We start from the raw sequence: 19,081 nt of genomic DNA on the forward strand, positions 1-19,081 counted from the left end.
GTGCCCGCCCAGCGAAGGGTCCGCGCGCGACGCCCTGCCGAGCGGGACGCCGAGTCCCAGGAGCCCGTCGAGGACCAGCAGGCCGGGGACCGGCCCGTCGAGGACGAACCGGATGAAGAAGCGTCTCGCGACGACGCTCCGCCGGCCCGCTCCCGCGCGAGGGCCCTGTCGGCCGGCGGCGCCGGCGCGGCGGGGCTGCGCCACATCGTCGAGCTGACCGGCCGGGAGTCCGAGGGGATCACGCTGGTGAAGCCGGAAGGTGACGGCTGGGTGGTGGGCGTCGAAGTCGTGGAGGACCGCCGCATCCCGTCCTCGGGCGACGTGCTCGCGCTCTACCAGGCCGAGCTGGACGCGGACGGCGAGCTCCGCTCGTACCGGAGGCTGCGCCGCTACCGGCGGGGCAGCGGCGACCAGGGCGAGGGCGGATCATGATGGAACCGGCACGCCCGGCGGGACGCGCCTACCCGTCCTCGTCCGGCGGCGGGCGGGAGCCGGCCAACCTGGGCGACATCCTGGAGCGGGTGCTCGACAGAGGTGTGATCATCGCGGGCGACATCCGGGTCAACCTCCTCGACATCGAACTGCTGACGATCAAGCTGCGGCTGGTCGTCGCCTCGGTCGACACCGCCAAGGAGATGGGCATCGACTGGTGGGAGCACGACCCCTGGCTGACCGGGAAGGACCGCGGCCTGGAGGAGGAGAACCGCAGGCTGCGCAGGAGGCTCGAGGCCCTGGAGGAGGGCCGCTCTGCGCCGCCCGCCATCGAGGGGCACGTCGAGGAGGACGAAGACGTCGAGCCCGCGCCGCGGCGGCGCGCCGGAAGGAGGCGAGATGACGGCTGACGCGGGCACGTACCTGTACGTGGTCGCGCGCGACTCCGGCGCCCCCTCCCCCGAAGGGCTGTCGGGGGTGGCGGGCGCGCCGGTGCGGGCGATCACCCGTTCCGGGCTGGTCGCGTACGTGAGCACCGTGCCGCTGGCCGAGTTCGGGGAGGAGCCGCTCCAGCGTTCCATGGAGGACCTGGACTGGCTCGACGCGACCGCCAGGGCGCACCACCACGTGGTCGAGGCGGTGGCGGTGGCGGTGCCCGCCGTACCCGTGCGGCTGGTCACCGTCTACAGCGGCGACGAGCAGGTCTCCGGCCTGCTGGAGGAGCGGCACGACGACTTCTGCCAGGCGCTCGACCGCATCACCGGTCGCCAGGAGTGGGGCGTGAAGGTGTACGCCGACCCGGCGGAGCAGGCCGAACCCGCCGCCGCGCAGGAGAGTGGCGGCGCCGCGACCGGTCCGGGAGCGGCGTACCTGCGCAAACGCCAGGCGGGGTTGCGCAGCAGGGAGGAGGCGTGGCGGCGGGCGAGCGCCCGGGCCGAGCGGGTCCACGACCGGCTGGCCTCCGTCGCGGTCGCCGGCCGCCGCCACCGGGCCCAGGACCCGCAGCTGTCCGGGCGCAAGGAATGGATGATCCTCAACGGCGCCTACCTCGTCGACGAGGAACGGCGCGCGGAGTTCGTACGGACGGTGGACGAGTTGCGCGGCGAGGGCGGGGAGCTGGAGCTGACCGGCCCGTGGGCGCCGTACTCGTTCGCCGCGCTGGACGAAGGGGGTGAACCATGACGTACCCGGAGCCTCGTGGCGCCATGCTCGCCGAGGAGGGCCGGCTGCCCGCCGAGCGGGTCGCGCTGGTCGACCTGCTCGACCGGCTGCTCGCGGGGGGCGTCGTGGTGAGCGGCGACCTCGTCCTGTCGATCGCCGACATCGACCTCGTACGCATCTCCATCCACGCACTGATCACCTCGATCCGCGATGACGAGTGACCCCGGCGAGCCCGCCCGCCAGGCCAGGAAGCCGCGGCTGCGGATCGACACCGACGCGGAGGCGGTGGAGCGTGACCTGTCCCGGCTCGTGCTGACGCTGGTCGAGCTGCTGCGCCAGCTCGTCGAGCGGCAGTCCGTACGGAGGATGGAGCAGGGCGACCTGTCGGACGAGCAGATCGAACAGCTCGGCATGACGCTCATGCGGCTGGAGGAGGCCATGGAGGAGCTCTGCGAGCGGTTCGACCTGGCGCCGTCGGACCTGAACCTCGACCTGGGCCCGCTCGGCAGCCTCCTGCCCAAGGATTAATTCGGTTGCGCGGGGCACCGGCGGCCCCGTAGCTTCATGGGCATGCGCCTTTACCTGTAATTCGCCGGGCCTCAGGGCCCGTGCTCAGCCGGCCAAGACCGCCAGTCCGTCCAGACGCGGCAGCTGAGCTTGCCGACCGGCCTCCGAGCCGCGTCGAGAGTTACGTAAAGGAGCTTTCTCATGCGAGTCCGCGCAAGCAACAAGAAGAAGAACCGGCCCCAGCTGCCCACCCCCCGGCAGCTGCCGAAGATGCCGCAGCGCCCGATCGCGCCGCCGAGGCGCGTGCCGTCGAAGGGCCGCTGACCAAGGACAACTACCAGGGATGGTAGTGAAGAGCGAGCGCCGCCTCCCCCGTACGCCTGGAGGCGGCGCTCGCACCCTTTCTGCTCAGAGGCGTTCGATGACGGTGACGTTGGCCTGGCCGCCGCCCTCGCACATCGTCTGCAGCCCGTAGCGGCCGCCCGTGCGCTCCAGCTCGTGCAGGAGCTTGGTCATGAGGATCGCCCCCGTGCCGCCCAGCGGGTGGCCCAGCGCGATGGCGCCGCCGTTCGGGTTGACCTTGGCCGGGTCGGCGTCGAGTTCTTTCATCCACGCCATCGGCACCGGCGCGAACGCCTCGTTGATCTCGACGACGTCGATGTCGCCCATCGACATGCCGGCCTTCTTCAGCGCCCGCTGGGTGGCGGGGATCGGCGCGGTCAGCATGTAGACCGGGTCGTCGCCCATGAGCGCGAGCTGGTGGATGCGGGCGCGCGGGGTCAGGCCGTGCTCCCTGATCGCCTGCTCGGAGGCGATCAGCACCGCGCCCGAGCCGTCGGAGATCTGCGAGGAGGTGGCGGCGGTGATCTGGCCGCCCTCCTTCAGCGTCTTCAGCCCGGCCATCTTCTCCAGCGTGGTGTCGGGCCGCGGCCCCTCGTCGTCCTCGACGCCGTTGACGGGGGCGATCTGGTCCTTGAAGTAGCCGTTCGCGACGGCCTTGGCGGCCCGCTGGTGCGACTCGAACGCGTACTGCTCCAGCGCGTCGCGCTTGAGGCCCCACTTCTCGCACATCAGCTCCGCGCCGCGGAACTGCGAGATCTCCTGCTTGCCGTAACGCTCGACCCACATCTCGCCGAACGGGAAAGGCATGCCCTTCTCGAGCGCGGCCGTGATCGAGGAGCCCATGGGCACGATGCTCATCGATTCGACGCCGGCCGCCACGACCAGGTCCTGGGTGCCCGACAGGACACCCTGGGCGGCGAAGTGGATGGACTGCTGCGAGGAGCCGCACTGCCGGTCGATCGTGACTCCGGCGGTGGTCTCCGGCAGGCCCGCCGACAGCCAGGCGTTGCGCGCGATGTCCATGCTCTGGGGGCCGAACTGCATGACACACCCCATGATGACGTCCTCGACCGCCGCGGGGTCGACGCCGGTGCGCTCGATCAGCGCCTTCAGTGTGTGCGCGGCCAGGTCAGTGGGGTGGACGGTGGACAGGCCGCCCTTCTTCTTGCCGACCGGGGTGCGGACCGCCCCGACGATGTACGCCTCTGCCACAGTGCCTCCTGGAAACCGAGCAATATTCGGTTACTAGGTGCACACTACAACAGAGCGACGTTCTAGGGTCATTCCGAGGGGGGTACGAGGTCCTCCGCCGCGTCGATCCTGAACCGCCACCGGTCGACGGCCAGGCCGTTCAGCGCCTCGGACAGCTCAAGGGCGAGCGCGCCCAGCTTCTCCGGCTCCCCGCCGCGCAGCTCGATCGCCGTCAGCTCGGTGGCGAACGGCAGCAGCTCCGCCGCCGCCGGCGGGCCGCCCTTCTGCGGCACCAGCACGGCCTTGATGTCACCCGCCGTGAACGTGAACTCCTCGTCCTCCTGCTCCAGGAACGGCGCCAGCTCCTCGGGCGTCGGGCGTACCGGAAGGATGACGGCGGGACCGCCCTCCGCCTCGTCGGCCGGATCGCTCACCTCGCCCCGGCACACCGCCAGCCCCTTCAGCCGGAAAGCCAGGCCCTCGGCGAGATAGCGGTCGAAGAAGTCAAGCGGCAACGGGCCCTCGGCGGCCACCCGCACCGCCCACGCCTTCTCCAGCTCGCCGCCCGTCAGCTCGCCCGCCGCCTCGACCGGCGCGCACACCCGCACGTCGGTCGCCACGATGTCGTCGCCTTCCTTACGCGCGCCGGGATCGGCCAGCTGCACGATGCGCAGCAGCTTCGCCGGATCCGGCTTCGCGGGCAGCACCGCCGTGGGGCCTGTACGCAGTCGTCGCTTCGCCATCCAGCCCATGCCCAGCCTCCGCGCTCAGCTTCGATAGGAGCTCGTCATCGTCGCGTAAACGATGACGTTGTCGGTGTAGTGCCCGGTGCGACGATCATAGGTGCCGCCGCACGTGATCAGGTGCAGTTGGGCGTTCTCCTGGCTGCCGTAGACGCGCTGGGTCGGGAACGTCTTCTTGCTGGCCTGCTCCACGCCGCCGACCGTGAACACCGCCGTGGTCTTGTCCTGGCGCTTGACCTCGATGGTGTCGCCGTGCTTGAGCTCCGGCAGCCGGTTGAACACCGCCGGGCTCGTCTTGGTGTCCTTGTGCCCCAGCAGGACGGCCGGTCCCGCCTCACCCGGCGTCGACATGTTCCGGTACCACCCGACCAGGTTGGCGTTGTTCGACGGCGGAACCTGGATCGTGCCGTTCCTGGCCAGGCCCACCGATTTGATCGGCGCGTTGACCCCCAGCCGCTTGATCACGAGCCGCATGGGAGTGGACGGCAGCATGGGAGGCGCCGGGTTGATCTGCGGCAGCGGCGGCGGCACGTCGGGCCCGCCCTGGAACAACGCCTGCTCGGGCTGCCCCGACGGCTTGGGCTGCGCCTCCAGCGCCAGGGTGTCCCGGTTGCTGGCCAGGCCGTACTCGTCGGGCGACCGGAAGACGATCAGCAACCCGGCCACCACGGTCACCACACCGGCGATGGCCGCCACGATCAGCACGGTCCTGAGCGCCGCGCCCCCTTTGTCCTCAGGCGGCGGTACGGGAGCGCCGCCACCGTACGGGTAGTAGCCGGACATCCCCGTCAGCCCCGGGCGGCGTTACGGCGACGCATGAGGAGCCCACCCCCGGCTGCGGCGACGATCAGCGCGCCACCGGTGAGGATGAACAACCGCCCGTCAGGGCCCATGGTGCCACCGGCCCCGGTGTCGGCCCCGGCCTTGGGAGTCTGGGACTTCCTGGTCGGCTCGGACTCCGACGGCGACGGCGTGATGGTCACCGTGTGAGTGCTGGTCCTCGTGGGCCTGGGGCTGCTCGGGGTCGGCGTGGGCGACGTTCTCGTGGGCGTGGGGCTGGCGGTCGGTGTGCCGGTGGCGACCACCAGGTTCACGGAAGGACCGCCGGAGGTCGGCGGCTGGCAGTGGTAGGTGGCGTTGTTCACCTTGATGTCGAAGGCGCCGCCTCGGAGAGCGACCGTTCCCGTCGCGGTCGGTCTGACGACCATGGTCATGGTCGGCAGCGGCAAGGCAGCGCTGGGTGTCACGGTCGTCGGCTGTCTTATGGCGCCGGAGGCGGTGATTGAAGTGGAAGGAAGCGGCGATCCGCTGGGGCTGACAGTACCCACAGCTCCAACCGTGCTGTTCGGTGTGATCGTCGCGGTGGCCCGCAGTTGGCTTTCCGCCGCCGCCGGCTGCTTGACATCCCAGGTGACCGTGACCGTGGCATTGGGGGTGATGGTGCCGGCCGGGGTCTTCAGCTCCATCTGGAAGGGGACGGTGGCCGTCGGTGCGCCCGACGGCCCGCAGGTGTAAGCCACGGGAGCCGGAGCCGCCACTGCGGCCATCACAGGTATCGCTGCGAAGATCCCTGCGCCTAGAACGGCCATGGCGGATGCCTTGAGGGCGACGCGGCGCCGCGCCTTGGACGTCAGCACTTCCAGCTCCATTTCAGCGCAGTATTAACAGTCGTGCCAGAATTCCAGCTGTTGGTCACGGTTAGGTTGAGATCTTACGAACTGTCCCTGTCAACTTTCCCGTAAACCCAGAAATCGGCCGGTCAGCCCTTCTTCTTCGACAACGTCGCGTACACGATGATGTTGTCCGTGTAGTGGTGGGTCGTCTTGTTGTAGACCCCGCCACAGGTGATGAGCCGGATCTGGGAGTTGGTGGTGTTCCCGTACACCCGCTTGGTCGGGAACGCGTTCTTGCTGGCCTGCTCGATCCCGCTGACCGTGAAGCGGGTGACCTTGCCGTCCGAGCGGTACACGTAGATCTGGTCCCCCTTGGCCAGTTCGCGCAGGCGGTCGAAGACGGCGGGGCCCCTGCGGGTGCTCACGTGGCCGTTGATGATCGAGGGTCCGAGCTCGCCGGGCAGGGGCGAGTGGTGGTACCAGCCGGTCAGGCCCGCCTTGCTCAGCGGCGGGGTGCCGAGTTTGCCCTGCTTGTCCAGGGTGACGGACCGGATCGAGGCGTTGACCTTGATCTTGGGGATCTTGATGCGGGTCGGCCGTACCTTGCTCGTGCTCTTCTTCCTGGCCTTCGGGATGGCGGGCACCACCGGTGCGGCGGCCAGCGGGGGCGGCGCGTCCAGGCGGGCCGGCGTCAGGGGCACGTCCTTGCCCCCGGGCCCCACGGTGGCCGGCAACACGAACGCGCCCGCGTTCCCCATCGGCACCTTCGTCGGGGCCTTCGTCGGCGTCTCCTGCGCGGCGACCGGCGCCGCGAGCGGCCCCGATCCGTCGTCCACGGGCGGCGCCAGCGAGAGCAGCGTCACCATGACGATGCCGACCCCGCCGAGCGAGCCGGCGATCAGCAGGCCGGGCAGCGCGCGCTGCATCGGCGTCGTCCGCTCGGTCATCGTCCCGCTCCTCCGACGTGCGCGGCCCTGCGCCTGCGCAGCAGCAGGCCGCCACCGACGCTTCCCGCCATCAGCACGGCTCCGCTGGTCATGAGCCCGAGCGGCGGCCCTTCGCCGGTGGCCGGCGCCTCGCCGCTGTCCACACCGCCCTTGGGCGTCTTGGGCACCTGCGCCCGGTAGTACCGGGTCGCGGTCGGGCTGGAGCTGCTCGTCGGCGTGGACGAACTCGAACTGGAACCCGTGGGAACCACGGCCACGTGATCGCCGCCGATGGAGTCGCCCTCCGGAGGCGTGCTGTCCTCGTCGGTCGGGTCATCGCTCGGATCGTCGTCCGTCGGAGGGTCGTCAGTCGGCGGGTCGTCCGTGGGCGGGTCGTCCGTCGGGTCGTCCGTCGGGCCGGGCACGGTGACGTCGATGGCCCCGGGGTCACCTTGGAGCTCGCACGTGGCCTGGTCGTGGGCCGGCGGCTCGGTGACGTCGCTGACCGTCACCCTGAACGCGTCGACGTAGGCGACCTTCGCCTCGGTGTTGATGATCTCCAGGATGTGCGGCCCGTATTCGAGCTCCGGCGACTCCCAGAGGACCTCCTTGGACGCGGTGCCCGTCATCGGGGTCCCGTTGCGGTCCTTGCCCGGCTCGACCAGCGGGTCGGTGACGACGTTGCCGTCGAGGATGACCCTGATCTTGCCGAGATCGCGCTCGCGCCTGGCGATGTAGGCGACCTTCGTGCCGACGAAGTCCAGCCTGGCGATGGCGTCTTGCGTTCTGGTCCTGTGCAGGTCGTAGAGGTGGTCGCCGAACTCCTCCGCGGTGGTCCTCCGCGTCCAGCCACCCGTGTACGTGATGTCCGGCGCGTTGTTGTTGACCATCACCTCGCCCTCGGCGGGGGTGAACCTGACGGTCAGGGCGCCGGGCTTGAAGCGGACCGTCCCGGAACGCCCGATGGATCCCTGGTCGGACAGCCCTTCGGGCAGTTCGAGGAACTCGCCCGGCACCAGCTCGCCCTGCTCCTGGCCGCCCCTCGGCCGTAACTGGCCGACCCAGGCGCCGCTGATGTCCACGACGCCTTCGAGGTCGAGGGAGGAGCCCGCGGGGAAGAACCCGGGCGAGCCGAACCTCGGATTGCCCTTGTACGAGATGCCCCAGCGGACGTTCATCAGCCCGCCGGCCTCGACCTGCGGCGTGATCGTGGCCTCGATGTCGACTCCGGCGCCGGCGATCCCGCCGGTGCACTTGTAGGTGGCCACCAGCGAGGTTTCGGCCTGGCCGGGGATGGAGGAGGTCACGACGAACGCGGTGGAAGCGGCCGCGCCCACCGATGCGGCGATCAACGCCTTGCGCCATCGACTCACGGGAGACTCCGATCAGCCACAAATACGCCGACGGTAGATCTTAGAGTCGAAAACACCCGCTCTACATACCGAACCCACCATCTCCGACCACTTGTGATGAACCCGTGTCCACGGCTCCCGCCGTACCGGGAAAGGGGGTATACCTCCCAGTAACAGAACCCTATTCCGGAGGCGACCGATGCAGCGAGACCTCTTCGACGAGGAGCACCTCCTCTTCCGTGAGACCGTGCGCGCGTTCATGGCCCGCGAGGTCGTGCCGCACCACGCTCAATGGGAGAAGGACGGCGTGGTCCCCCGCGAGGTCTGGAAGAAGGCCGGCGAGCTCGGCATGTTCGGCTTCTCGGTGCCGGAGGAGCACGGCGGCTCCGGGATCCGGGACTTCCGCTACAACGCGGTGATCGTCGAGGAGCTCATGAGGAACAACGCCACCGGGCTCGGCTTCTCGCTGCACAACGACGTCGTGGCGCCGTACCTGGTGGATCTGACCGACGACGCGCAGCGGCGGCGGTGGCTGCCCGGCTTCGTGAGCGGCGAGCTGATCACCGCCATCGCGATGAGCGAGCCCGGTGCGGGCAGCGACCTGCAGGGCATCAGGACCACGGCCATCCGCGAGGGTGACCACTACGTCGTCAACGGGCAGAAGACGTTCATCACCAACGGCATCAACGCCGATCTCGTGGTCGTGGTGGCCAAGACCGACCCCGAGGCCGGGGCCAGGGGCACCACTCTGGTCGTCGTGGAGCGGGGCATGGAGGGGTTCGAGCGCGGACGCAACCTCGACAAGATCGGCATGAAGGCCCAGGACACCGCCGAGCTCTTCTTCGACAACGTCCGCGTGCCCGTCGCCAACCGCCTCGGGCCGGACGACGGCGAGGGCTTCGTCCAGCTCATGAACAACCTGCCGCAGGAGCGCCTGTCGATCGCCGTGGCGGCGGTGGCCGCGGCGGAGGGCGTACTGGAGCAGACCATCGAATACTGCAGGACCCGCCAGGCGTTCGGGCGGAGCATCGGGTCGTTCCAGAACACCAGGTTCGTCCTCGCCGAGCTGGCCACCGAGACGGAGATCGCCCGCCACTACGTCGACCGGTGCATCCGCGCGCTCAACGCCGGGCAGCTCACCGCGGTCGACGCGGCCAAGGCCAAGTGGTGGACCACCGAGGTGCAGACCAAGGTCATCGACCGGTGCCTCCAGCTTCACGGCGGCTACGGCTACATGACGGAATATCCCGTCGCCAAGGCCTGGATGGACAGCCGGGTCCAGACCATCTACGGCGGCACCACCGAGATCATGAAGGAGATCATCGGCAGGTCCTTCGGATTCTGACCTGTCACCGCGCGGGAAGCCCGCCCACGCCGCATACTGGACGACATGGACGGCGGCCTGATCCTCCTGGTCTTCCTGGCGCTGCTGGTCGCGTGGGGCCTCAACCGCGTGCGCCGGGCGTTCCGCATGGGCCCGGTCGGCTACGCCGGTGTGATGATCGTGTTCATCATCGCCATGCTGCTCGTCTGGGGTCAGACGACCTTGTAACCCGAACGTCCCAACGGCCCCGGTCTCGGCCCGGCCGTCCGTGACGTGTGCCCGCGCCGCCGACTGGGCCGCCACGACGGACACTCGGTGGCCGAGCGGGCGTTCCTTCGCCGACCATCCACGCCCCCGTGGGCTTGTGTGTCATTTCGATGCCGCTCGTTCGATGGGTGATTCCACACGGGCAAGGGCCGTCGGCCCGTCGTAGCCGCGCCGGCGATCCTCTGTTCTCGCCGTATCAGCACTGCCGTGCGCTCGGCTCCAGGTCGGCGGCAAGCCTCCAGGGCGAAGCGTTTCAGAATATAGACGGTCGTCGTTCGTTCTTGTAATGTTGCGGCAGGCCGCACTCTGACAGCGATGGCTGCGTCGTCAGACGGCTGCCGAACGACGTGAGAGGACAATCGCATGGCCCCGACCACCCGGCTCCCCACGACCCGCACCGCCCGGATCGTGGGTCCGGCACGTTCTGGAGGGCGCCCGGACACCTTCCGCTTCTCCGACGACCCCGTTCTCGAGGCCCTCGGCCTCGCCCGTGTCTCCCAACAGGAGGTCGCCCGATGAGACTCGCGACGATCCGGACCGCCGACGGCAACGCCGCGGTCCGCGTCGACGACGACGCCGCTGTTGAACTGGGCGCCGCCGACCTCGGCGCGTTCCTGGCCGACCCGGCCTGGCGGGCGGCCGCCGAGAACGCCGACGGCCCGCGGCACGACCTCGCCGGCCTCGACTACGCGCCGCCGATCCCGCGGCCCGAGAAGGTGATCTGCGTCGGGCTGAACTACCGGACGCACATCCTGGAGATGGGCCGCGAACTCCCCGCGTATCCCGCGCTGTTCGCCAAGTACGCGCGCGCCCTGGTCGGCGCGTACGACCCCGTCGAACTGCCCGCCGGATCCGCGGAGGTCGACTGGGAGGCCGAACTCGGCGTCGTCGTCGGCGCCACCGTACGGCACGCGTCGCTGGAGCAGGCCGCAGCCGCGATCGCGGGCTACACGGTGGTCAACGACGTCACCGCCCGCGACTACCAGTACCGCTCGGTGCAGTGGCTGCAGGGTAAGACTTTCGAGCGCAGCACGCCCGTCGGACCCTGGCTGGTGACCGGCATCCAGCCCGGCGAGGTCTCATGCCGGGTCGACGGCGACGTGGTCCAGCGGGCCGACACCGCCGACCTCGTGTTCGGCCCCGCCGACCTGATCGCGTACATCTCGAAGATCATCACGCTGGTCCCGGGAGACATCATCGCCACCGGCACCCCTGGCGGGGTCGGCCACGCGCGCAAGCCTCCCCGTTATCTCGGCGAAGGCTCGGAGCTGGTGACCCGGGTCGAGGGCGTCGGCGAGCTCCGCAACAGGATCGTCAAGGGAGAATGATGCGCGTCGCAGTAGCGGGTGGCGGCCCCGGCGGGCTCTTCTTCGCCACCCTCATCCGACGGGCCGACCCGTCGATCGAGGTCACCGTGTTCGAGCGGAACCGCGCGGACGACACCTTCGGCTTCGGCGTGGTGTTCTCCGACCGGACGCTGGCCGGCATCCACGAAGCCGACCCGGTGCTGCGCGAGGCACTCGACGCGCACGGCCGTCACTGGCAGGACATCGAGGTACGGCTCAAGGGCGAGCGGATCCACTGCGGCGGCAACGGGATGGCCGCCATCGTCCGGCGTACGCTGCTCACCCTGTTGCAGGCGCGGGCCCGCGACGTCGGCGCCGAGCTTCGCTTCTCCACCGAGGTGACCCTGGACGACCTCGGCGGCTACGACCTGGTGGTCGCGGCTGACGGGACCGGTTCCCAGATCCGCGAGCGGCTCGCGGCCGATCTGGGAGTCGAGGTCGAGACCGCCACCGCCAAGTTCATCTGGTTCGGCACCGACTACATGTTCGACGGGCTGACCTTCGTCTACGAGCGCGGCCCCCACGGCGCCTTCGCGGTGCACGGCTACCCCATCTCCGAGGACATGTCCACGTTCATCGTGGAAACCGATGAGGCGTCCTGGCGCCGCGCCGGGCTCGACGAGTTCGACGTGACGAGCCCACCGGGCGCCAGCGACCTGAAGTCGAAGGCGTACCTGGAGAAGCTGTTCGCCGGCCAGATCGACGGCAGGCGACTGCTCACCAACAACTCCCGTTGGGGCAACTTCCGCACCCGCCGCACCCGCACGTGGCACACCCTGACGCCGCGTCCGGTCGCGCTGCTCGGTGACGCCGTGCATACCGCGCACTTCTCGGTCGGGTCGGGTACGAAGATGGCGATGGAGGACGCGGTCGAACTCGCGCGTGCGCTCGTCAACCACCCTGGCGACATCCCCGCGGCGCTCACCGCCTACCAGGAGGCCGCGCAGCCCTCGGTGCGCAGGATCCAGGAGTCGGCACGGCCGAGCCTGGCCTGGTGGGAGCACTTCGGCCGATATCACGACCACTTCGAGCCGTGGCAGTTCGCCTACCACTTCCTGTCCCGCAGCATCACCGACGAGCGGCTCGCCCGCCGGGCCCCCGATTTCATCGCCGCCAGCCACGCCGGCTGGGTCGCCGCGTACGGCGCCGAGCCGCTGCGCACGCCGTTCGAGAACGCCGGCTGGTCGGCACCGGGCCGGCTGGTGGGGGTGGCGACAGCGGCCGATGGCACCCCGACGGCGGTCCGGGGCGCCCCCGCCCTGGTGCTCTCGGCGGACCGGATCCCCGGCCCCTGGGGTGCGGTGGTGCGGGCGCCGGATACCGAGGCGGGACTGCCCCAGGTCTTCGGCCGGCTCGCCGAGTTGCCGGCAAGCAGCGGCCTGGTTCTGGCCGCCGTCCACGGCGGGACGCCGCTGACCCGGACGCTGGTGTGCGAGCAGGCGCGCATGCGGGAGCGGATCCCCGCCCTGCTGATCGACCCCGAACCCGACACCGACCGCGCGGTGACCACCGTCCTGTCCGGCCGCGCCGACCTGATGGGAGCCGCAGAGTGATCCGCACCGCACCGGGGACGACGCGGCGACCGAACAACCTCGCCCCGCTGTTCGCGCCGCGCGGGATCGCCGTCGTCGGCGCGTCACGAACCCGGAACAAGCTCGGTGCCGCCCTTGCCCGTTCCCTGTCCGGGTTCGCCGGCGAAGGGGGTCACCTCGCGCTGGTCAACCACCGCGACGACACCATGTACGCTTCGGTGCGCGACGCCGCGGAGAACGGACCGGTTGACTTGGCGATGATCTGCGTACCGGCGCCGGCCTGCCCGGCTGTGCTCGCCGAGGCCGCGGCGGCCGGCGCGCGGGCCGCGGTGATCTGTGGCGGGGGCTTCGCCGAGGCCGGCGGCCCGGGGATCGGGCTGCAGCGCGAACTCGCCGAGGTCGTCGCCGAGTCCGGCATCCGGCTGCTGGGCCCGAACACGAGCGGTTTCCTGGCCCCCCATGCCGGTGTCACCGCCAGCTTCGTCCCCGGCATCGCCCAGGTACGGCCCGGCAGGGTGGCCATCGTCGCGGCGAGCGGCGGGGTCAACCACGCGCTGGCGTTCCTGCTGGGCGAGGCCGGACACGGGATCAGCCTCGCCGTCGGCCTGGGCAACGGGGTCGACATCACCGCCCCCGACGTCCTGGACTATCTCGCGGACGACCCCGCGACGGGCGCCGTCGCGCTGCACGTCGAATCGGTCGCGGACGGCGCGCGCCTGGTCGCCGCCGTACGCCGGGTCGCGGCCCGCCTTCCGGTCGTCGCGCTCGTGGTCGGCAAGCACGACGTGGGCGCCTTCGCCGCGTCGCACACCGGCGCGCTCGCGACGTCCTGGCGGACCGCCCGGGCCGCGCTCGCGCAGGCCGGGGCCGTGCTCGTCGACGATGAGCGGGAACTGGTGGACGCTGTCGGCGCGCTCGCCGTCACCCGCGCCCGCCCCTGCGCCGAGCCCGGCGTGGGCGTGGTCACCGCGCAGGCGGGACCCGGCCTGCTGTTGCTGGACGACCTGCGGGGCCGCCGGGTGAACGTGCCTGAGCTGGCCGCCGCCACCCAGGAGACGCTGGCCGGGATCCTGCCGCCGCTCACCTTCCAGCGCAACCCCGTCGACACCGGACGCCCCGGCCCCGACCTCGGCCGCGTACTGGCCACTGTCGGCGCCGACCCCGAAGTCGACGTGATCGCGGCGTACGCGCTGCACGAGCCCGACGCGGTGGACCTCGTTGCCGCCGCCCGGGAGGGCCGCGCGGCGGGGGTGCCCATCGTGCTGGGCCTGGGCGGGGTCGGCGAGCAGGTCGTCCGGAACCGGCGAGCCCTGCTCGACGCCGGAATCGCCGTGGCCACCGAGCCGCGCGGAGTGGCCGCGGCGACGGCCGCGCTGCTGGCCGACGCCCGCGCCCGCCGCTCCGTCCCCGCGACGCCCCCGGCCGGCGACGTGCCGACCGGCATCACCGGCGCGTACGACGAGCACCAGGCGAAGGAACTGCTCGGCCGGCTCGGCGTGGCGACCATGCCGCGGCGGGTGTGTCACGACCGGTCCGCCGCGCACGCGGCGCTCGCCGAGCTGGGCGGGCCGGTCGCGGTCAAGGTGCTCGACGCAGCGATCCTGCACAAGACCGAGGTCGGCGGGGTGCACCTCGGCGTCTCGGCCCCGGCCGAACTCGATGCGGTGCTCGACAAGCTCGACGCGATCGGCGCAGACCGCTACCTCGTGGAGACGATGGCGCCGCCCGGGGTCGATCTGGTCGTCGGCGCGCGCCGCGACCCCGTTTTCGGGCCGCTGGTGCTTCTCGGCCTCGGTGGGACGACAGCCGAGGCACTGGCCGACGTCGCCCTCCGCCTCGCCCCGCTCACCGCGGCGGAGGCTGCCACCATGCCCGGGGAACTGGCCGGCCGGGCCCTGCTCGACGGTTGGCGCGGCGGCCCCGTTCTCGATCCCGATGAGCTGGGTGCCGTGGTCACCGCCCTCGGCGAGCTCCTTGCCGCCAATCCCACACTCGACGAAATCGAGGTGAACCCGATGCGGGTCACCGTTGACGGTCTGGTCGCGCTCGACGCCGTGATCATCACTGAGGAGGCCGACGATGCCCAGCCTGATCAATGAGCACATCGTGCCCTGGCCTCGGGCGGAGGCGGAGCGGTTCGTCGCCGCCGGCTACTGGGCGGGCGAGCCGCTCGGGCACCTGCTGCGCGCGGCGGCCGACCGCTTCGCCGCCGCGCCCGCGCTGGTCGACGTGACGGCGCGCGACGGCGCGGGACTCCGACTCACCCACGCCGAGCTGGTCGAGCGCGCCGATGCCGCCGCGGTCCGGCTGCTGGACCTGGGCATCGCCCCCGGCGACCGTATCGTGGTGCAACTGGGCAACGGCTGGGAGTTCGTCGTGCTCACCCTCGCCTGCCTGCGTGCCGGCGTGGTGCCGGTGATGGCCATGCCCGCGCACCGGCGGAGCGAGCTGAGCCACCTGGCGACCCACTCCGAGGCGGTCGCGATCGCGGTGGCGGACCGGATGCGGGACTTCGACCACCAGGCGCTCGCCCACGAGCTGGCCGCCGAGGTCCGGGCCGTGACCGGCGCCGACTGGCATGTCCTGGTCGCCGGCGACGACGTCGGCCCGGACAGCGTCGACCTTCGCGCCCTGTGCGCCGCGAGCACGGACCCGGCGGCGGACCGCGCGCGGCTCGACGCGAACGCTCCCTCCAGCAGGGACGTGGCCGTGTTCTTGCTTTCCGGCGGAACCACCGGACTGCCCAAGCTCATCGCGCGCACCCACGACGACTACGCCTACAACGCGCGGGCCAGTGCGGAGATCGCCGCCATGGGACCGGACACGGTCTACCTGGTCAGCCTGCCCGCGGGGCACAACTTCCCGCTCGCCTGCCCCGGGATCCTCGGCACGCTGCTCGTGGGCGGCAGCGTCGTCATGCTGCCGTCACCGGAGCCCTCGCGCGCCTTCGCCACGATCGCGGCCGAGGCAGTCACGCACACCGCGCTGGTCCCTGCCGTGGCCGGGCGCTGGCTGGAGCACGCGACCGCGCACGGGGCCGCCGAGCTGGCGAGCCTGCGCGTGCTGCAGGTCGGCGGCGCCCGGCTGGCCGACGAACTGGCGCGGCAGGTGAAACCCACGCTGGGGACGGCGCTCCAGCAGGTGTTCGGCATGGCCGAGGGGTTGCTGAACTTCACCCGGCTCGACGATCCCGACGACGTCGTGTGCACCACCCAGGGCCGGCCGCTGTGCCCGGACGACGAGGTGCGGCTGGTCGACGAGTCCGACCGTGACGTCCCCGAAGGGGAACCTGGCTCGTTGCTCACCCGAGGCCCGTACACGCCGCGTGGCTACTACCGCGCCGCCGAGCACAACGCCCGCGCCTTCACTGCCGACGGCTGGTACCGCTCGGGCGACATCTGCCGGCGTACGCCAGAGGGCAACCTCATCGTCGAGGGCCGGGACAAGGACATGATCAACCGCGGCGGCGAGAAGATCTCCGCCGAGGAGGTGGAGAACCTCGTCTACCGGGTGCCCGCGGTCGGACAGGTGGCCGCAGTGGCGATGCCGGACGCCGTGCTCGGCGAGCGGGTGTGCCTTTACGTGGTGCCCCGTCCGGGGACGACCGTCACGCTTGCGGAGATCCGGGAAACCCTGGAGGGCATCGGGGTGGCCCGTTTCAAGCTGCCCGAGCGTCTGGTGATCGTCGATGAACTGGTCTCGACCAAGGTGGGGAAGATCGACAAGAAGGCGCTGCGCGCGGACATCGCGAAGCGCCTGGCGACGGGGGCCGGCGCGTGACCGCCCGGCGCGACCCGCCGCTCCCTTTTCCGTGAACTGCTCGCAGCCCTTACCGGGTAACGAACCCGCGGACGCAGGAGCACCGCCGGCATGCTCGCTGGCATGCCGGCGGTGCACATCGGTCATGGCCGCGCTGACGCGCTGTCCCGGGTCGGGACGCTGATGCCGCGTCGGTGCGCCGCGACCGCGCGCAGGCGCGGGACGGCGGCGATGAACACCGTGCCGAGCAGCGCGGGAAGCACGAATCCGTAGAAGTTCCACTGGAAACCGAGGCCGGAGCCGAGCAGCCATCCGCCGAGCAGCGGACCGAGGACCGCGCCCAGCCTGCCGACGCCCAGTGACCAGCCGAGGGCGGTGGCGCGGCTCGCCGAGGGGTAGTGGGTGGCGACGAACCCGTTGACCAGGATCTGGGTGCCGACGCTGCCCAGTCCCGCCACCGCCACACACACCATGAGCACGGCCGTGTCGAGGCGGAGACTCATGACGTACAGGCAGAGGGTCGCGGCGAGGAAGGCGCCGGCGGTCACGATCTTCGGGCCGAACCGGTCGGCGAGGAAGGACACCGCGATCGTGCCGGCGATCGCGCCGATGTTGAGCACGAGCAGGAACTGCAGCGAGGAGCCGAGCGGGTAGCCGGCCGTCCGCATGATCTGCGGTAGCCAGGTGTTCAGGCCGTAGACCAGCAGCAGGCCGCAGAAGCTGGCCGCGCCGAACAGGAGGGTCGCGGCCAGGTTGCCGCGGCGGAACAGCAGGGCGATCGCGCCGGTACGCGTGCGGGTGTGCGCGCCGTCCGAGGCGGGCTCGCCGGCCCGGCCGGTGTCGCCGGCGACCGCGTCGAGGTCGAGCCCATAGCGGACGGCCAGCGCCTCGGCCTCGGCGCGGTGGCCGTGGGCCAGCAGGAACGCGGCCGATTCTGGAAGGTACCTGATGGCGAGCGGCAGGATCAGCACGAGCGGCGCGGCGCCGATCCAGAACATCAGCCGCCACCCATGGTCGGCGATGAGTGCCAGGGCCAGAATTGCGGCGAGGATGCCGCCCACCGAATAGCCCGAGTACATCAGCGCGTTGTAAAGGTTGCGCCGGTCGCGCGGGGCGTACTCGACGGTGAGCGCGATCGCGGTCGGCACGACACCCCCAAGCCCGATTCCGGCGACGAAGCGGAACAAGCCGAGGAGTTCGGGGGACGGGGCGAGGGCGCAGAGGATCATGGCGGCCGAGAACCAGGCCACGCTCACAATGATGATCTTGCGTCGTCCGATGGCGTCGGTGACCGCGCCGGTGACGAGCGCGCCGATGAGCATGCCGATGAGCGCGTAGCTGCCGATGGCACCCACCTGGGCGGCGGTCAGGTGCCACGATCGGTCGGCGAGCAGGCTCGGCACCACCGATCCGTAGACGATCAGGTCGTAGCCATCGAAGACGATCGTGGCGAAACAGATGGCGACGACGGGGAGGCCGCTTCCGCGGCGGACGGACGGGGGGCGTGCATTCGCGTCCATGGTCACTTCCAGCGAGCGAGGTCCAGCGACCCGGCCGGGACGCCGGGCAGGTGTCGCCGAAGCTACCCATACAATGGACGACCGTCAAGGATCTGAAACAGAATAGGCAAATAACGCGGTTGTATAGGGAGTTCAGGAGTGTCACTTGATCAACGATCGCATGCTAGCCTGTTCGACGTAATGATCTCTGATGGTTGGAGGCAAGTCGGTGAAGCCGCGGTCGATCGTGTTCGATCTGTTCGGCGACTACGTGCGCTACGACGACGGCGCCGCCCCGCTGCAGACGCTCACTGATGTGCTCGCCGCCTTCGACGTCCCCGAGGCGACGACCCGGGTGGTCATGTCACGGCTCCGCAAGGAAGGCTGGTTCGACACCGAGAAGCAGGGCCGTTCGACCGTCTATCGCATGACCGACCGGAGCTGGCGCCTGCTCGACGAGGGACGCAAGCGCATCTTCCAGCGCGAGCGCGAGCCGTGGGACCGACAGTGGCGGGTGGTCATCTATCACGTGCCCGAAACCGACCGCGGGGCCCGGGAACGCGTCCGCAAGAAGCTCCGGTGGCTGGGCTTCGGGCCGCTCGCGGCCTCCACGTGGATCTCGCCGCACGAACGGCTCCAGGAGGTCGTCGCCGGACTGGCCGACGAGCCATCCGTCCGGCTCGACCTGTTGACCAGCCGCTCGCTGGGCGCCGCCTCCGACGTCGACATGGCCGGCAGGTGCTGGGATCTGAACGAGCTGCACCTGGCCCTGCTCGCCAAGCGCGACGCGTACCAGGCGCTGCTCGCCCGCCTCACCTCGGCCCCGCCACGCGGGCGACACGCCCTGATCGAACGCACCCGCCTCGTCCACGACTACCGCATGCTGCCCTTCGACGACCCCGACCTGCCGCTGGAGCTGGTGCCCGCCGGCTGGGTCGGCCGCGATGTCCACGACCTCTTCCTCGACCTGCACGAACGCCTCCGCCCCGAAGCGGAGCAGTTCTGTGCCTCCCTGGGCATCGGCCCCCTGCGCTGACGCCCCCGCGGTCGGCCTGTCGGCCGCACCCAGAACGGGAGCGTGGGGAGG

General features: G+C 70.9%; 23 protein-coding genes. 16 read left to right on the top strand and 7 right to left on the bottom strand.

Annotated elements, in window-relative coordinates:
* From gvpO to E1292_RS54840, 6 genes are all read left to right on the top strand, one after another.
* Positions 1 to 432, top strand: a complete 432-nt coding sequence (gvpO, locus tag E1292_RS09900) for a gas vesicle protein GvpO (RefSeq protein ID WP_132594277.1) — start codon at positions 1 to 3, stop codon at positions 430 to 432.
* Positions 429 to 842 (top strand): gas vesicle protein GvpJ, encoded by a 414-nt coding sequence (gvpJ, locus tag E1292_RS09905; RefSeq protein ID WP_132594279.1) that lies wholly within the window; start codon positions 429 to 431, stop codon positions 840 to 842. Before gvpO ends, gvpJ begins: the two co-directional genes overlap by 4 nt.
* Positions 832 to 1,614, top strand: a complete 783-nt coding sequence (locus tag E1292_RS09910; protein ID WP_132594281.1) for a GvpL/GvpF family gas vesicle protein — start codon at positions 832 to 834, stop codon at positions 1,612 to 1,614. Before gvpJ ends, E1292_RS09910 begins: the two co-directional genes overlap by 11 nt.
* The gene (locus tag E1292_RS09915) at positions 1,611 to 1,814 is read left to right on the top strand and encodes a gas vesicle protein (protein WP_220446751.1); all 204 of its coding nucleotides are present in this window, start codon (positions 1,611 to 1,613) and stop codon (positions 1,812 to 1,814) included. The genes E1292_RS09910 and E1292_RS09915 overlap by 4 nt, the downstream gene beginning before the upstream one ends.
* Positions 1,804 to 2,121, top strand: coding sequence for a gas vesicle protein K (locus E1292_RS09920; protein ID WP_132594283.1), 318 nt, complete (start codon positions 1,804 to 1,806; stop codon positions 2,119 to 2,121). Before E1292_RS09915 ends, E1292_RS09920 begins: the two co-directional genes overlap by 11 nt.
* Positions 2,122 to 2,301: 180 nt before the next feature.
* A complete protein-coding gene (locus tag E1292_RS54840) occupies positions 2,302 to 2,424 on the top strand; it encodes a hypothetical protein (protein ID WP_281284013.1) in 123 nt (40 codons plus the stop codon).
* An 84-nt stretch (positions 2,425 to 2,508) separates the two neighbouring features.
* Here the strand turns inward: E1292_RS54840 and E1292_RS09925 are convergent, their stop codons facing one another.
* From E1292_RS09925 to E1292_RS09940, 4 genes are all read right to left on the bottom strand, one after another.
* The gene (locus E1292_RS09925; protein ID WP_132594285.1) at positions 2,509 to 3,654 is read right to left on the bottom strand and encodes an acetyl-CoA C-acetyltransferase; all 1,146 of its coding nucleotides are present in this window, start codon (positions 3,652 to 3,654) and stop codon (positions 2,509 to 2,511) included.
* A gap of 68 nt (positions 3,655 to 3,722) precedes the next feature.
* On the bottom strand, positions 3,723 to 4,376 hold the full coding sequence (locus E1292_RS09930) for a hypothetical protein (RefSeq protein WP_132594287.1): 654 nt from the start codon (positions 4,374 to 4,376) through the stop codon (positions 3,723 to 3,725).
* 24 nt (positions 4,377 to 4,400) lie between these two features.
* A complete protein-coding gene (locus E1292_RS09935) occupies positions 4,401 to 5,159 on the bottom strand; it encodes a class F sortase (protein WP_132594289.1) in 759 nt (252 codons plus the stop codon).
* A gap of 5 nt (positions 5,160 to 5,164) precedes the next feature.
* On the bottom strand, positions 5,165 to 5,359 hold the full coding sequence (locus tag E1292_RS09940) for a GVDTG sorting domain-containing protein (RefSeq protein ID WP_132594291.1): 195 nt from the start codon (positions 5,357 to 5,359) through the stop codon (positions 5,165 to 5,167).
* A gap of 7 nt (positions 5,360 to 5,366) precedes the next feature.
* On the opposite strand from E1292_RS09940, the gene E1292_RS50970 reads away from it, so the two are divergent.
* A complete protein-coding gene (locus E1292_RS50970; RefSeq protein ID WP_165974465.1) occupies positions 5,367 to 5,507 on the top strand; it encodes a hypothetical protein in 141 nt (46 codons plus the stop codon).
* The gene (locus E1292_RS09945) at positions 5,508 to 5,891 is read left to right on the top strand and encodes a hypothetical protein (RefSeq protein ID WP_132594293.1); all 384 of its coding nucleotides are present in this window, start codon (positions 5,508 to 5,510) and stop codon (positions 5,889 to 5,891) included.
* Positions 5,892 to 6,135: 244 nt separating this feature from the next.
* On the opposite strand, the gene E1292_RS09950 is transcribed toward E1292_RS09945, so the two are convergent.
* Positions 6,136 to 6,936 carry a class F sortase gene (locus E1292_RS09950; RefSeq protein ID WP_132594295.1) on the bottom strand — a complete coding sequence of 267 codons (801 nt, stop codon included), beginning with the start codon at positions 6,934 to 6,936 and terminating at the stop codon, positions 6,136 to 6,138.
* Positions 6,933 to 8,288, bottom strand: coding sequence for a hypothetical protein (locus E1292_RS09955; protein WP_132594297.1), 1,356 nt, complete (start codon positions 8,286 to 8,288; stop codon positions 6,933 to 6,935). The genes E1292_RS09950 and E1292_RS09955 overlap by 4 nt, the downstream gene beginning before the upstream one ends.
* A 178-nt stretch (positions 8,289 to 8,466) precedes the next feature.
* Here E1292_RS09955 and E1292_RS09960 point away from each other — a divergent pair, with 178 nt between their 5' ends.
* The 7 genes from E1292_RS09960 to E1292_RS09980 all read left to right on the top strand — a co-directional run bounded on the left by E1292_RS09960 (position 8,467) and on the right by E1292_RS09980 (position 16,516).
* Positions 8,467 to 9,612 (top strand): acyl-CoA dehydrogenase family protein, encoded by a 1,146-nt coding sequence (locus tag E1292_RS09960; protein WP_132594299.1) that lies wholly within the window; start codon positions 8,467 to 8,469, stop codon positions 9,610 to 9,612.
* 45 nt (positions 9,613 to 9,657) lie between these two features.
* Positions 9,658 to 9,819 (top strand): hypothetical protein, encoded by a 162-nt coding sequence (locus E1292_RS50975; protein ID WP_165974466.1) that lies wholly within the window; start codon positions 9,658 to 9,660, stop codon positions 9,817 to 9,819.
* Between the two features lie 402 nt (positions 9,820 to 10,221).
* On the top strand, positions 10,222 to 10,377 hold the full coding sequence (locus E1292_RS50980) for a hypothetical protein (RefSeq protein ID WP_165974467.1): 156 nt from the start codon (positions 10,222 to 10,224) through the stop codon (positions 10,375 to 10,377).
* Positions 10,374 to 11,186, top strand: a complete 813-nt coding sequence (locus E1292_RS09965) for a fumarylacetoacetate hydrolase family protein (RefSeq protein ID WP_132594301.1) — start codon at positions 10,374 to 10,376, stop codon at positions 11,184 to 11,186. The genes E1292_RS50980 and E1292_RS09965 overlap by 4 nt, the downstream gene beginning before the upstream one ends.
* Positions 11,186 to 12,757: an FAD-dependent monooxygenase gene (locus E1292_RS09970; protein ID WP_132594303.1), complete on the top strand. Its 1,572-nt coding sequence runs from the start codon at positions 11,186 to 11,188 to the stop codon at positions 12,755 to 12,757. Before E1292_RS09965 ends, E1292_RS09970 begins: the two co-directional genes overlap by 1 nt.
* Entirely contained in the window at positions 12,754 to 14,835 is a 2,082-nt protein-coding gene (locus tag E1292_RS09975) for an acetate--CoA ligase family protein (protein WP_246090032.1), read from the top strand. The genes E1292_RS09970 and E1292_RS09975 overlap by 4 nt, the downstream gene beginning before the upstream one ends.
* On the top strand, positions 14,816 to 16,516 hold the full coding sequence (locus tag E1292_RS09980; protein ID WP_132594305.1) for a (2,3-dihydroxybenzoyl)adenylate synthase: 1,701 nt from the start codon (positions 14,816 to 14,818) through the stop codon (positions 16,514 to 16,516). The genes E1292_RS09975 and E1292_RS09980 overlap by 20 nt, the downstream gene beginning before the upstream one ends.
* Positions 16,517 to 16,638: 122 nt before the next feature.
* Here the strand turns inward: E1292_RS09980 and E1292_RS09985 are convergent, their stop codons facing one another.
* On the bottom strand, positions 16,639 to 18,015 hold the full coding sequence (locus E1292_RS09985; protein WP_132594307.1) for an MFS transporter: 1,377 nt from the start codon (positions 18,013 to 18,015) through the stop codon (positions 16,639 to 16,641).
* Between the two features lie 190 nt (positions 18,016 to 18,205).
* Here E1292_RS09985 and E1292_RS09990 point away from each other — a divergent pair, with 190 nt between their 5' ends.
* Complete coding sequence (locus tag E1292_RS09990; RefSeq protein WP_220446753.1) at positions 18,206 to 19,030, top strand: PaaX family transcriptional regulator; 825 nt, start codon at positions 18,206 to 18,208, stop codon at positions 19,028 to 19,030.
* The last annotated feature ends 51 nt before the right edge of the window (positions 19,031 to 19,081 follow it).

The organism is Nonomuraea deserti (assembly GCF_004348685.1).
In the GTDB taxonomy this organism is placed as follows: domain Bacteria; phylum Actinomycetota; class Actinomycetes; order Streptosporangiales; family Streptosporangiaceae; genus Nonomuraea; species Nonomuraea deserti.

Bases quoted from the DNA above. Each gene is read 5' to 3' on its own strand.
- gvpJ (WP_132594279.1), top strand. From the start codon at position 429: ATGATGGAACCGGCACGCCCGGCGGGACGCGCCTACCCGTCCTCGTCC.
- E1292_RS09935 (WP_132594289.1), bottom strand. From the start codon at position 5,159: ATGTCCGGCTACTACCCGTACGGTGGCGGCGCTCCCGTACCGCCGCCT.
- E1292_RS09985 (WP_132594307.1), bottom strand. From the start codon at position 18,015: ATGGACGCGAATGCACGCCCCCCGTCCGTCCGCCGCGGAAGCGGCCTC.
- E1292_RS54840 (WP_281284013.1), top strand. From the start codon at position 2,302: ATGCGAGTCCGCGCAAGCAACAAGAAGAAGAACCGGCCCCAGCTGCCC.
- E1292_RS09920 (WP_132594283.1), top strand. From the start codon at position 1,804: ATGACGAGTGACCCCGGCGAGCCCGCCCGCCAGGCCAGGAAGCCGCGG.
- E1292_RS09960 (WP_132594299.1), top strand. From the start codon at position 8,467: ATGCAGCGAGACCTCTTCGACGAGGAGCACCTCCTCTTCCGTGAGACC.
- E1292_RS09930 (WP_132594287.1), bottom strand. From the start codon at position 4,376: ATGGCGAAGCGACGACTGCGTACAGGCCCCACGGCGGTGCTGCCCGCG.
- E1292_RS09950 (WP_132594295.1), bottom strand. From the start codon at position 6,936: ATGACCGAGCGGACGACGCCGATGCAGCGCGCGCTGCCCGGCCTGCTG.
- E1292_RS50980 (WP_165974467.1), top strand. From the start codon at position 10,222: ATGGCCCCGACCACCCGGCTCCCCACGACCCGCACCGCCCGGATCGTG.
- E1292_RS09990 (WP_220446753.1), top strand. From the start codon at position 18,206: ATGGTTGGAGGCAAGTCGGTGAAGCCGCGGTCGATCGTGTTCGATCTG.
- E1292_RS50975 (WP_165974466.1), top strand. From the start codon at position 9,658: ATGGACGGCGGCCTGATCCTCCTGGTCTTCCTGGCGCTGCTGGTCGCG.
- E1292_RS09915 (WP_220446751.1), top strand. From the start codon at position 1,611: ATGACGTACCCGGAGCCTCGTGGCGCCATGCTCGCCGAGGAGGGCCGG.
- E1292_RS09910 (WP_132594281.1), top strand. From the start codon at position 832: ATGACGGCTGACGCGGGCACGTACCTGTACGTGGTCGCGCGCGACTCC.
- E1292_RS09970 (WP_132594303.1), top strand. From the start codon at position 11,186: ATGCGCGTCGCAGTAGCGGGTGGCGGCCCCGGCGGGCTCTTCTTCGCC.
- E1292_RS09965 (WP_132594301.1), top strand. From the start codon at position 10,374: ATGAGACTCGCGACGATCCGGACCGCCGACGGCAACGCCGCGGTCCGC.
- E1292_RS09980 (WP_132594305.1), top strand. From the start codon at position 14,816: ATGCCCAGCCTGATCAATGAGCACATCGTGCCCTGGCCTCGGGCGGAG.